This is a genomic window from Methanothrix sp. (assembly GCA_029907715.1).
GTDB lineage: Archaea > Halobacteriota > Methanosarcinia > Methanotrichales > Methanotrichaceae > Methanothrix_B.
Genome location: JARYLI010000026.1, coordinates 1 through 12415 on the forward strand (window position 1 = coordinate 1; position 12415 = coordinate 12415).

Consider the following 12415-nt stretch of genomic DNA (forward strand, 5'->3'; position numbering starts at 1 on the left):
CTTCATGAACTCTCTTTCTACCCATAGTCTGGATAGATCAACGCAATGGTTAAAACATTTTGTTATGGAGCACTAGTTGTGCTTTATGCCCATAACTTCAATGAAGAAGAGAAAAAGGATATCTCAACTATATCCGATGAGATAAGGATCATCGGCAGCGTGTTCGGTAAGGAAGATAAAGCTGAAAAGTTAGCTAAATACCTGGAAAGCCAAGTTAATCTTGTAAGGGAAAGGACGAAGGATATTAAAGACGAGCAAAAACCCAGAGTGCTCATCCTTGGGCTGTCTCCATCCGCCCGTAAGCAGGGCGGTGCTGGGCAGGTCTTCGGCCTTGATACAATTGAATCGTACTTCATAGAGAACGTAGTTAATGCCAAGAACGCCTTCCAGGACCGGGGTTACTTCAAGACAGTTAATGCAGAGCAACTTTTAGCTTTGGATCCAGACGTCATTGTGCTTTGCACTGCAGCGGGATATCATCCTCCTCAAGAGCTTTACGAGGCTCCCTACTACCAGAATCTACAGGATATGAGGGCAGTAAAAGATCGGAATGTTACGGCACTCCCCTGGACTCCCTGCAACTGTGCCAAACGTCTTGAATACCCGATCGATGTGATGGTTATTGCCAAGGCCGCCTATCCTGAGCGGTTTTCTGACATCGATCTGGGGGAGTGGCTGCTGGACTTCTACAAGAACGTCTATGGCGTGGATGAAGAAACGGCAAAAGCACTAAGATCGGCACAGTGGTTGGACTGGACTGTGGAGAGCCCGAAGGGATGCAGTGTTTGCTGACATTTGAGGTGTATGATGCGATCGTTTGTCTTTGAACCAGTGCTGGCCTACAGGGATATCGACTGGAATAAGGTTTGGCGGCACCTCTATGAAGAGAATGCAGCGTGCCGTGGAGGAGCTGATTGCTCCTCTATCTGGGCCACTCGGGATAAGGCCCGTGCCTTTCTGGCAGAGGCACGGGCAATGCCCGAGCGTATTCTCCATGATATCGAGGGGCTGCCCCTTAAGACCAGCTCGAAGGTGCTTGACATAGGTGCCGGCCCCGGCACACTCGCCATCCCGCTGGCGGCTCGCGTCGCCCACGTGACTGCCGTTGAACCTGCTGCTGGCATGGTAGAGGTCATGCAAGAGTATGCAGCAGAGGAGAAAGTATCAAACCTATCTGTAGTCCAGAAACGCTGGGAGGATATCGATATTTACACCGATCTTGATGGACCATATGATATCGTCATTGCTCGATATTCACTCGGAATGCCAAATATAAAGAAAGCAATCGAGACGATGTGCGAGGTCTCGTCTGGATGGGTCTACTTATTCTGGTTTGCCGGAAAAACCACCTGGGAGAACATGATGGCTGAGCTTTGGCCCAAGCTGCATGGAAAAGAGTATCGGCCCGGCCCGAAGGTGGACATCCTCTATAACGTCCTCTACTCGATGGGCATCTTCCCGAACATGGAGGCATCAAGGATTGAGTACATGCGAAGGTTCGACGATATTGATGCTGCGGTGGCTGAGTTCCGCGCGCAGTATATGATAACATCCCATAGCCAGGAGGAAATACTGCAGGAGTATCTCTCTAAGATACTCTCTAGAAGCGGAAACGTCCTGCGGTATTCAGGGATGATGACAGGAGTGAAGTTGTGGTGGTCGGTCACAGACAGTTTCTAAAATTGAGACACATGCATGTCGCTGCATACCTTTATACGAGGAGTTTTTGAGGTCGTTCGCATGGTGCTCTGATTTGCTTATCCGGCGGTTGTATTATTTATCCGCTCTTATCCATTTGATGACTTGCCCGAAGGAGCAGGGGTCATGCTATGCATTCCTGGTGAATGAATAAGCGTTCAGCAACCACATTGTATGACACAAAAGTTGCCAATCACATAAGAGCGAAGTCCAATTCTACACATATCGATCTTAACCGATGACGCATGAATGCAGCTCCTTCTCAATCTCACCATCTCATCGTCATTCGCATTCCACCAGCCTCTCCTGTAAGCTTCCATCAGCCATATTGATCCGAGATCGAATTTCGAATCCGAAGATACACTCGCCTCATGAATGCCAGCCTCGCTCAAACCTTTACTATAGATGTGCTCTCAAGGACACACCTCATATCGGGTGAAAATATGCCGCTAGATAATGATTTTCGGGCAAGAGTATATCTTCCCAGAGGTCGTATGAGTGCACATGCGAGAACTGCTCAGATCGGGTCCATCCTGTCGCAGATCCCAGGACGGGGAGCAATGCCCCCATCACATCCTCATGGAGCTGAAGACCGCGAAGGAGATGCTGGCCGAGTATCTGGACGTCCGGCCATCTGAGGTGGACGCCATGATCCGCGAACGCATTGCAGAGAGGGTATCGGTGCTGATGGCGGATAACGGCTACAGGTCGAGGTGAAGGGAGCCACCAAATCAATGGAGATCTCGTTATTACCCCCTTAGGGGGTCATCACCATTTTGCGCAGCCAGCCTTTGATACAGCTTCTCCCGATAACCGTCGGCCAGAGACGATATTGCATCTCCAATGGGTACGTTTATACCATAATCCTCCTCCAGCCGGCCGATGCTTTCCTCGATATAGGTAATCCAGATCTTCTGATCGTCTTCTTTTTCCTCGCTAGATCTGGAATACTGTGACTCTATCTCCTCATAGACCGTGTCAAAATCAAGCCCTGCCGAGACCAGGAAGGCGCAGTCCTCTATATCTCCCTCTCGTCCCGCTATAAGCTTCATTATGAATATGTCCTCCGGGGAGGCATACCTGACATCCGCCTTACCGAATACCTTTCTCAGCGTAGAGCGCCTCCACATCCCATCGCTCAGGCCAAACCCGCTGGAGATGCTGCCAGCGAAGACATCAAGAACATGCCCGCCCCTCATAGCGATCCTGTTCAGACCGAGCCTGGCATGCCTCTCCTCCGGCGAGGCAAGCTCGAACCCCAGCTCTCTGGCAGCGCGGAGAAGCTCATCGCGATCCCTCTCAGTCCTGCAAACAATATCGATGCCCTTGGTGGAGTCCTTCATGCCGTACTCAAGCAGCGCAGCTCCGCCTATGACCATAGCCTGGATGCCTATTTTCAAATGTTTGCCGAGCTGGTCGAGTCGAACAGCTCCTCGAGATCGCTCCTCCTCGATATCGCATCACGACTCGATCTCATACATAACCGCCCTGGTCTTTACCTCGTCCAGAGATGGATAGCCTCTGACATGAACCCCACGCAGGGCCGCTCTTATCCGTCTCATCGCAGGGTGCCTGATATCGCTCAAATCGTCCCTGTATTTTAAGTAGAACAGGATGCAGTAAAGCCTGTGCGATATGCTTTCTGCAGAGTCCAGTGAGTGTATGAAAACATCTCTTATCGAGAGCTCTCTCATCGGAAGTGTGTAGTAGTCTCTGACCCCCAGATCGATGCCATGCTGCTCGTACACGCTGAATGAAGTGGGCGTGGCATCGAGCTGCATCTGGCTTCTGAACAGGATACTGTTACTGTAGATCTTTATCAGCACTGCAGCCTCGGGCAGCAGCTGCCTCGCTTCATGCTCCAGCAGAGCACTCACGAAGCTCTTCAGATCCGCCCAGAGGGTGTAGTTGAACGAGTACAGGAAACCCTTCATGCCCTTGTTCTTGATCTTCCTGGCTATACCCAGCCTGATCAGGTCTTTCAGGTAGAAGTACAGAGTCTTAGAATATAAGATCTCAATGCCGCTGCCCGCTGAAGTGAGTAGTACTATATTAAACAATATATTTATATTTAATGTGGTACTACTATTGAGTAAAGCGTGGTGTGATGTGATCGACACCGTCCAAGCGCAGTGCGCGAGCTTCGTGTGGAGTCGGATAGATTCAAGCGAAAAGCAGCAATCCTGCAGCGAGTGCCGAAGATGGAGCCGGCTGTGCGGTTGCGGCTGCAGACCGACAGCTCGGGAGTATGCATATACCCTTGGCCACGTATCTGCAGGCAGCAGGAACTGATGCTATCTGGCCCTCAATGGGATCAACAGTCTAGTATGCATATTTAATTTAAATTTAACATAAAATAAAACTTTTACAGTATTAGTAAAATTTATTAACATCTTATATCTATCTAAGACAAAAAGTGATTAGTATGCTAAAACTAAAGCATTATGTATCCATAGTAGTTGTGTTATTACTGCTACTATCACAATCTGGAGTTGCGAGTAGCGGTGGGATCCTGAAAGCAGCCCTGATATTTGGGCCAGACGAAAACCTAGATCCAGCTTATAAGTATACAGGTTGGTATATGAGAGAAGCTGGAATATATGAAACTTTATTCGCATACGATAAGGATATGAATTTAATTCCAGAACTTGCCACAGGATATGATCAATTAAGCGATACTGAGTACAGGATTCATTTAAGAGAAAATGTGAAATTTCACGATGGATCGCCAATGAATGCTGATGCAGTCATATATTCTATAAACCGGGTATTAGATCCGTCTAATACCAGGCACAATGAATACTGGTTCATCGACTCGATAATAAAAGAAGATGACAACACTATTGTACTAAAGACGAAAAAGCCATTTGCACCTACAATTGCATCTCTTACAGATCCATTGGTTTCGATAGTCAAGCCCGGCGAGAACATTAGCATCAATCCGATTGGGACTGGGCCATTCAAGTTCGAGTCGTACCAAAAAGGAATCTGCCTCACGGTAAAGAGATTCGATGACTATTGGGGTGGTCTCCCCAAGCTGGATGGTGCCGTTATCTACTATGTGGGAGATCCAGTAACACGCGGATTGCAGCTGGAGGGCAAAGAAGTGGACATAGCTAGGGGTATATCCCCCTCGGACGTTGCAGTGATACAAAAAGACCCACAGCTTGAAGTGCTCAACAAGGAAACACTAAGGACGTACTTCATGTATGTAAACACGAAGAAAGAGCCTCTAAGCGACCTGAGAGTTAGACATGCTATAAACCATGCAATATCACGTGAGGACATAGTTAGTTCGGTCCTAGAGGGCATTGGAGGTGTTGCAGCAAAAGGTGTGTTCCCATCGGTTCTGCCATGGTCAGCAAATGATGAACTTGATGGATATCCATTCGATCCGGAAAAATCCATTGATCTGCTTAGAGAAGCCGGCATATATGATAAAGATAATGATGGATGGCTTGACTACAACGGCAAACCATTCGAGTTGACTATAAAGACTTACACAAAGCGTCCCGAACTTAAACCTTCAGCGGAGCTGATAGCCGCACAACTTCAGAAAATCGGTATCAAGACAAAGGTTGAGACCTTGGAAACAGGCGCTTTAAGTGAAGACTTAAAGAACGGAGATTATGACCTAGCGCTCTACGCCTGGAATACTGCGCCCACTGGCGATCCAGATTACTTCCTCTCAAAGCATTTTGAGTCCAGCGGAACAGAGGCAGGGTATACTGGATACTCAAACGAAGATGTTGATTCCTGGATTGAACTGGGACGTTCAACTTTTGATAACGAGGTAAGAATGGACTATTACAGTAAAGTTCAGAAACGCGTTCTTGAGGATTCACCGGAGATCTTTGTGTTCTACCTTAACGAGCTTGTGGGCAAGAATAGAAAGGTTAAAGGCTATGAGATCTACCCAAGCGAGGTCACATTCCTCACTAAGGACATATATATAGAAGAATAAAAATAATCAATTAGCTGGCAGAACCGTGAGTAATTTCCAACACTATTTTTATTCTCAGCTATGACTCCAAAGGAAATAATAGCAAAATATTGGGATCTCAGGAGCGAGAGCTATTCTGGGTGTGCAACTCCGCTTATAGACACTGAAATTAAAACGTGGGAGCGATGTCTCGCGTGTCTTATAGATGAAGACGTACAAAATGCTCTGGATGTGGGTGTAGGTGCAGGATTTCTCTCGAATCTCCTCACGGACATGGGTATTGAGGTAACTGGAATAGATATCTCGAGAGGCATGCTTTATCAAGCGCGATCTGCCTTTAAGAAAAAGAATATCCGTCTCTGCCAGGGGGATGCTGAAAACCTTCCATTTAAAGATGACTCCTTTGATTTGGTTACAAGCAGACATCTGTTATGGACCCTTCCAGATCCAGAAAAAGCCATCCTTGAGTGGACGAGAGTTTTGCGCCGCGGATGTAGGGTTATAGTGATAGATGGATGTTGGTTTGATCCATCTCCACATATGATGTTAAGACGGTATGTCGCATCTGTTCTATCTAGGATTCTGAAGAGAGGCCCATATGTGGAGTTTGGTGCATCATATAACCTAATAAAGGACAAACTTCCATTATATCACACAGCAAAACCTGACCAGATACTTATTCTTTTAAGACGTGCTGGTTTGGTCGATCCTTATGTAGATAGGCTTGAAGACATAAATAGGTTTTACAAAAGGCATGCATTCATCGAGCATAAGATCTCGTATGTAGACCCTGAGTTCCTTGTAACAGCTAGGAAGTCACTTGACGGAGACGTATCGCGATGCTGAGGGTTGTTCTGAACAGATTTATTACCACGATACCCTTACTTATTTTTATATCATTGTTCTCTTTCTCTCTCACATACCTCGCACCAGGAGACCCCGCTGAGCTCATAATGGAAAGCCCACATGGAGGATATGATGCGAAATCTGTAGAGGAATTCAGAGCACGTGTGGGATTGGACCAACCCCTTCACACTCGGTACCTTCAATGGGCTGGTAAAGCGCTTAAAGGCGATCTTGGCGTCTCATATGCAACCGGACAAAGAGTAATCGATGCCATCTTTGAGAGTTTCTGGCCCACCTGTAAGCTATCACTTTTCAGCTTCATGATCGCCCTTATGATTTCAATACCATTGGGGATACTGTCTGCTGTAAAACGAGGATCGTTTATTGATAGGATAGGCATAATAATCTCCATCACAGGAGTATCAATTCCTAACTTCTGGTTTGCATATATGCTGCTAATACTATTTTCTGTTAAACTTGGATGGCTCCCGGTTTCTGGCTATGGGGATGGTGGTGATTTATCACATATTCTTCTGCCGTCTATAACTCTTGGAATCTCCTCAGCTGCTGTTATGAGCCGAATGTTACGTGCCAGCATGCTTGAGGTGCGGAGCCAAGACTATATAACTGCCGCAATATCCAGAGGGCTATCAGATAGGTCCATTATACTAAAACATTCCCTGCGGAATGCGGTGATACCTATCGTCACCATAGCTGGTTTGAATCTGGGATACCTTCTTAACGGATCGGTTGTTATCGAAACAATATTCAACTGGCCTGGAATCGGGAGACTTATGGTCACCTCAATATATCAAAGAGACTACCCCATGATACAGGGTTGCATACTGTTTGTAGCGATCATTTTTGTTTTCATCAATCTGACTGTCGACGTACTCTATTGCTATCTCAACCCAGTGATTAGATATGAAACAAAATAAAAAAATATATTTGTCAGGATTTTTGATAATAGGTATGCTTTTTATGATGGTTTTCTCGGAACAAATCGCTCCACATGACCCCAATAATTTGCAGACTCAATATAGGTTGGCCCCTCCATCATGGAACTACCCAATGGGCACTGATCATATGGGGAGATGCATATTCAGCAGGGTGGTTTTCGGTTCTAGGATCTCCATTCTTCTAGGCGTAGCGATAGTTGCGTTATCTGCATCAATTGGAACAATAGTAGGATTCATTGCTGGATATTTTGGGGGTACTATAGACGAGATGCTCATGCGTATTGTCGATGCGTTTCTAACAATTCCAAGTATGTTTCTTGCATTAGCTATTATAGGATTTATGGGAACAGGACTTTTAAATATAGCTATATCCATGTCTGCAATCGAGTGGACTGCATATGCAAGGTTAGTTAGAGGTTTGGTTATATCAATAAAAGACAAAGAGTTTATAGCTGCTGCTAGGTGCTTGGGCGCATCTGAGCTTTACATCTTTCGGCATCACATAATCGCTATAATAATCCCACATGTACTTGTTATGGCAACGCTGGGGATAGGCTATGCCGTGCTTGGGGCAGCGAGCCTGAGTTTTCTTGGACTTGGTGTTCAACCACCTACACCAGAGTGGGGGGCGATGATGAATGATGGAAGATATTTCGTTAGATCTGCCCCCAACATGATGATATTTCCGGGAATGTTCATAACGATCTGCGTTTTATCCTTCAACACCATCGGCGAGTGGCTAAGAGATAATCTCGATCCAAAATTAAAGTATATGTATAATATTTTGTAGGTGCGTGTCCGGAGAGCTGGAGGCAGTGTGCCGAAATTGCTGTAATTTCGGAGGCACCCTGTATCCAGCGATCATCACTCTTCGTCCATGGATAGATACCTTTTGCCTGTAATCCACCCTTCGTTTATGTTGATCATGATGCAACCTGCTAATCTCAGAAGAGACCGATCGCTTGGGAATGCGCCAACAGGTCTGCTTCTGCGTTTCATCTCTTTACTGAACAGCCGGGAGACCTCAGAAGCTGACAGACTATTCAGACCAAAGCTTCTGACCAGATCCTCCATTCTACGAGTTGATGCACCTTGAATGTACGATTCCGCTACACTCATGAGCAAAGCCTGCTCTACGCGAGTATCTCTCAATCTTCAAAGTTCGCGGTCTCGTCCCGTTTCGGTGCGCCTTCCTTTCAGGAGTGCGCTCGTATGGCAGCGCACCGATCTGCTGATAGGCCTCGTATTGCATCACCGCGTTCAGAAACTCGGTGATAACCTGCCTCAACCCGCTTTTCGGATCGACAAGATAATTTATTATCGGCTCGAATTGATTCATGCCCTGTCTCCTCCTTGATTTTGGAACATCTCAAGTCAGGATACAGGGCGCATTACATACTTTGAATAGATCCAGTTGCTGTCACAACTCCAACAGCAAAATCCGATCGTCGGGATTCTCTACCATACTTTTACAGCAATCGCTCATATCCATCTGATAACTTGCCCGAAGAGGCACCAGTCACGCTGTGTGCTCGTGGCGAGCGAATGAGTGCATTCAGCAACCGGCCTGCATGCACTCCAAGTTGCTGAATACATAAGAGCGACAGCAATTTCGGCACACTGCCGATATAAGTGAAAGTTCGCTCTTTGGAATGGTAAGTAAGTTGCTCTGCTTTGCGGTATGTAGTAGGTCTAGAGTTCACACGGACACACATGATTTCGACTTGTAAAATTCTATCATATTACAGGTTACAACTCGAAATCGTGTGTACTTTTATCGGTACTGTAAATGGGGTTTGAAAAAGAATTACCTCATAGCAAGATGTGTATGCGCTGCTGCGGTTTAGCTGACTCATCAAGTTGAACTAGCGGATTGGCGGAGAACAACGGTAGTGAATCACCACGATCCTCTATAGGTTGGTTGGCTAGATCCGGATATCCATTGCTTCTCTGGCATGCACCAACTTCTTTACAACTCGAAATCGTGTGTGTCTCCCATGGGTTTATATATTACAAATCGAAATAAGGGTTGCTTGGGTGTAGAATGTTTAAGGATAGACCCAGGCTGTTCAGGAACAGAGATGTTTTGAGCCCTTTGTATGTTCCTGAAAGGTTACAGGGTAGGGATGAGCAGATAGAGGAACTCAGCTTGTATCTCAGTTATCTGCTGGATGGGTCTACGCCTCCTCATCTTCTGATTGTAGGGCCTCCCGGGTCAGGAAAAACTGTCTGCGTGAAACACGTGTTAAGAGAACTGAAAGAGCATGTGGATATTCCTGTGAGCTACACAATCGCAGATGGGACCTCCTATCAGCTTATGACCTCTTTAGCGATTAATTTGGAATTTGAAATACCGCTCAAGGGGCTTGGTTTCAGTGACGTATGGAATGTATTCAAAGAGAGAACGCAGGATGGAACTATTATTGTTCTGGACGAAATGGACAAGATGTTTAAAAAAGATGGATCTAAGCTTTTGTATTACCTCTCGAGGCAGGAGAAGATTTGTGTAATTGGTATCTCGAATAAACTCACTGTAATGGATATGGTAAATGATTTGAGAGTCCTCTCATCTTTCAGGCCAAGAAAGATCTCCTTCTCCCCCTATGATGCTTTTCAGCTCGAAGCGATTCTGAAGTGTAGATCCGAAGAGGCATTTTTCCCAGGTGTTCTGGATGACGGCGTTGTACCTCTATGCGCAGCATTAGCTGCCAGGAGGAACGGGGATGCGAGGTATGCTCTAGATCTTCTATCGTTTTCTGCAGATGTTTGCATCCGGGATAGGAGAGAAAACGTAACTGAAGCAGACGTGATGGTTGCAAAAGATGAGGTTGAGATTGAATTCATTAGACGGAGCATAGAGAGGCTTTCTGAAAGCCAGAAGATTCTTCTATACTCCATCTTTACTGCGGAATACAACTCTCCCACCGAAGTGTACAAACACTACAATAAGATCGCTAAGGACCTAGGAGTGACTCCCCTTACCCAGAGAAGGCTATCAGATCTTCTTAAGGAACTCGAGCTGCTGGGGCTTGTGGAAATTGAAAGAAAGGGCAGGGGGCGAGGCAGGGGAGTTGGATGGGCACTGTTTCCTCCATCTACAATTGATAGAGAGTTTATAATGAAAGCTCTGATGAGGTCGATTGGTCGTTAGATATCCTGCTCTCGCATCTCACTTCGTATTTTGTCAATCAGCTGTGGATAGTCTCTCTCCAGCCCCTCTATAATCCATTTTGCGGCACTCTTGCTGATGGAGTATCTTGGTATCATTGATTTGAGGTACTGCATAGCGGCTGCGATCTCTGGATCCCATACGCCGATCATCTGTCTTTTTGTGGTAGCTGTCTCAATGGCATCTCTGAGAACCTTAAGGTTTATGTCATTAAGGATTAATGTGTCATCACTTAATCCTTTTGGGATTACGGATTTAGTCACTGCATCTTTATCTGGTCTCTTTTTGCTCTTGATGTCTCCGAACACTTTGTCCATGAGATCCCCAGTCATGACATCACCTCTTCTGCAAGTTTGGAATACGCTCGGGCCCCAGGAGACTCAGGGTCAATGAGACATATCGGTTTGCCATATGATGGGGCTTCGGCCAGCTTTATTGACCGCGGGATAATTACATTAAATGTATCTTCTCCAAGAAGATCTCGGATTTTTGTGATCACCTCTTTTCCCATCTTGGTTCTTCGATCATACATGGTGAGCAGGTATTTCATTCTCAAATCGCGGTTAAGATCTTCTGATATGGCCTTCGCCAGATCTAGTATCATCGACAGCCCTTTTATACCGTAGAATTCCGTGGGTATAGGAACAATAGCGATATCTGCGCTAACCATTGCATTGATTGTGAGGAATCCAAGATTGGGGGGCGTATCGATGATTATGAAATCGTATTTTGTGGCGTCTCTTATTTTTAGCTTCAATTTTGATTCTCGATCATACCCCTTCGAAGCACTCAACTCCATCTCAGCGCGGCCTAACCGTTTATCTGAAGGTGCCAGATCGAGTCCTTTTATCTCAGTTGGCATTACAACTTGGGATAGAGGTAACGCCTCCATAAGGAGTTCGTAGGTTGTGTTCTCTAAAGTTTTGTCAACACCAAGGTGAGTTGTAGCTGAGGCCTGTGGATCCAAATCAACAAGCAAAGCCGGCTTACCTTTAATAGCTAGGTAGGCAGATAAGTTCACAGCAGTGGTAGATTTACCTACACCACCTTTCTGGGACGCTACTGCAATTACCTTCATGCTTAAGAATTAATCCTTCCTGCATTAAGATCTTTCTAATTAATACTTAATGCTTAAGCATTAATTATGTGCATCCTTTGAGTAGTATTATTCGCTCTTTTGTATTCAGCAACTTGATATGCAGGCCGGTTGCTGAATGCACTCATTCGCTCGCCACGAGCGCACAGCGTGACTGGTGCCTCTTCGGGCAAGTTATCAGATGGATAAGAGTGCCAGCGTTTTCATGGTTTTGGGCGAGAATCGAAGTTTCATGCTGCCTTTTACAGCAATTTCGGCACACTGCCAACTGAGGCGTCGGTGCATATAGGAGAGGAGGTTGGTGCTTGCATCCCCCGCTGCAAGCACTGCATGGCATCGTTCGCTGCTAGCAGCTATCATCTGAAGGTAACGACGGCGTCTCGTGGGCGTCAGCAGAAGATTATCTTAATAAGTAATAAAGTTTTCTATTATAGTATTACAAGAGATTGTATTGTGTAAGACCTTTGTGTCTCGCCTAGAAGAATGGCCCTCTTTATCGGTACCAGTACCCTTTCTGAGGTGTGATCTCAATCATTGCACCTGATGCCCCTTTATCTACCTGTCATGCCATCATCTGGGGCAATCCTCGTTCCAACATGACGTAGATCCTGCCGGGACCAGCTGGGCCAGTGCTCAGTAACATTAATTTTTAACTGTATTGTAGTGTCGTTTGAGTTTTGCTCTGGCGTTATCTTTGCGGAACT

12 protein-coding genes and 1 pseudogene are annotated in these 12415 nt (G+C 46.0%); 8 read left to right on the forward strand and 5 right to left on the reverse strand.

Annotation, left to right across the window (positions count from 1 at the left end):
• The first annotated feature begins 78 nt into the window (after positions 1-78).
• From QHG98_09400 to QHG98_09410, 3 genes are all read left to right on the forward strand, one after another.
• Positions 79-792, forward strand: coding sequence for an ABC transporter substrate-binding protein (locus QHG98_09400; protein MDH7597932.1), 714 nt, complete (start codon positions 79-81; stop codon positions 790-792).
• A 15-nt stretch (positions 793-807) separates the two neighbouring features.
• Positions 808-1680 (forward strand): class I SAM-dependent methyltransferase, encoded by an 873-nt coding sequence (locus QHG98_09405; protein ID MDH7597933.1) that lies wholly within the window; start codon positions 808-810, stop codon positions 1678-1680.
• A gap of 522 nt (positions 1681-2202) precedes the next feature.
• A complete protein-coding gene (locus tag QHG98_09410) occupies positions 2203-2415 on the forward strand; it encodes a hypothetical protein (GenBank protein MDH7597934.1) in 213 nt (70 codons plus the stop codon).
• Positions 2416-2447: 32 nt separating this feature from the next.
• On the opposite strand, the gene QHG98_09415 is transcribed toward QHG98_09410, so the two are convergent.
• Together QHG98_09415 and QHG98_09420 are read right to left on the reverse strand one after the other, a co-directional pair.
• A complete protein-coding gene (locus tag QHG98_09415) occupies positions 2448-3077 on the reverse strand; it encodes a hypothetical protein (protein MDH7597935.1) in 630 nt (209 codons plus the stop codon).
• An 81-nt stretch (positions 3078-3158) separates the two neighbouring features.
• Positions 3159-3758, reverse strand: coding sequence for a hypothetical protein (locus tag QHG98_09420; GenBank protein ID MDH7597936.1), 600 nt, complete (start codon positions 3756-3758; stop codon positions 3159-3161).
• Between the two features lie 365 nt (positions 3759-4123).
• Between QHG98_09420 and QHG98_09425 the strand changes: the two genes are divergently transcribed.
• Genes QHG98_09425 through QHG98_09440 form a run of 4 tightly spaced genes read left to right on the forward strand, consistent with a single transcriptional unit; the run spans position 4124 to position 8236 of the window.
• Positions 4124-5662, forward strand: a complete 1539-nt coding sequence (locus QHG98_09425) for an ABC transporter substrate-binding protein (protein ID MDH7597937.1) — start codon at positions 4124-4126, stop codon at positions 5660-5662.
• A gap of 60 nt (positions 5663-5722) precedes the next feature.
• Positions 5723-6487: a class I SAM-dependent methyltransferase gene (locus QHG98_09430; GenBank protein MDH7597938.1), complete on the forward strand. Its 765-nt coding sequence runs from the start codon at positions 5723-5725 to the stop codon at positions 6485-6487.
• Positions 6481-7425, forward strand: coding sequence for an ABC transporter permease (locus tag QHG98_09435; protein MDH7597939.1), 945 nt, complete (start codon positions 6481-6483; stop codon positions 7423-7425). Before QHG98_09430 ends, QHG98_09435 begins: the two co-directional genes overlap by 7 nt.
• 34 nt (positions 7426-7459) lie before the next feature.
• On the forward strand, positions 7460-8236 hold the full coding sequence (locus QHG98_09440) for an ABC transporter permease (GenBank protein MDH7597940.1): 777 nt from the start codon (positions 7460-7462) through the stop codon (positions 8234-8236).
• A 74-nt stretch (positions 8237-8310) separates the two neighbouring features.
• On the opposite strand, the pseudogene QHG98_09445 reads toward QHG98_09440, so the two are convergent.
• Positions 8311-8785 (reverse strand): annotated as a pseudogene (locus QHG98_09445) (transposase).
• 705 nt (positions 8786-9490) lie between these two features.
• On the opposite strand from QHG98_09445, the gene QHG98_09450 reads away from it, so the two are divergent.
• Positions 9491-10597, forward strand: coding sequence for an AAA family ATPase (locus QHG98_09450; GenBank protein ID MDH7597941.1), 1107 nt, complete (start codon positions 9491-9493; stop codon positions 10595-10597).
• On the opposite strand, the gene QHG98_09455 is transcribed toward QHG98_09450, so the two are convergent.
• Positions 10594-10947, reverse strand: coding sequence for a hypothetical protein (locus QHG98_09455; GenBank protein MDH7597942.1), 354 nt, complete (start codon positions 10945-10947; stop codon positions 10594-10596). The two genes, QHG98_09450 and QHG98_09455, sit on opposite strands and share 4 nt — an antisense overlap.
• Positions 10944-11693, reverse strand: coding sequence for a ParA family protein (locus QHG98_09460; protein ID MDH7597943.1), 750 nt, complete (start codon positions 11691-11693; stop codon positions 10944-10946). The genes QHG98_09455 and QHG98_09460 overlap by 4 nt, the downstream gene beginning before the upstream one ends.
• Positions 11694-12415 lie beyond the last annotated feature (722 nt).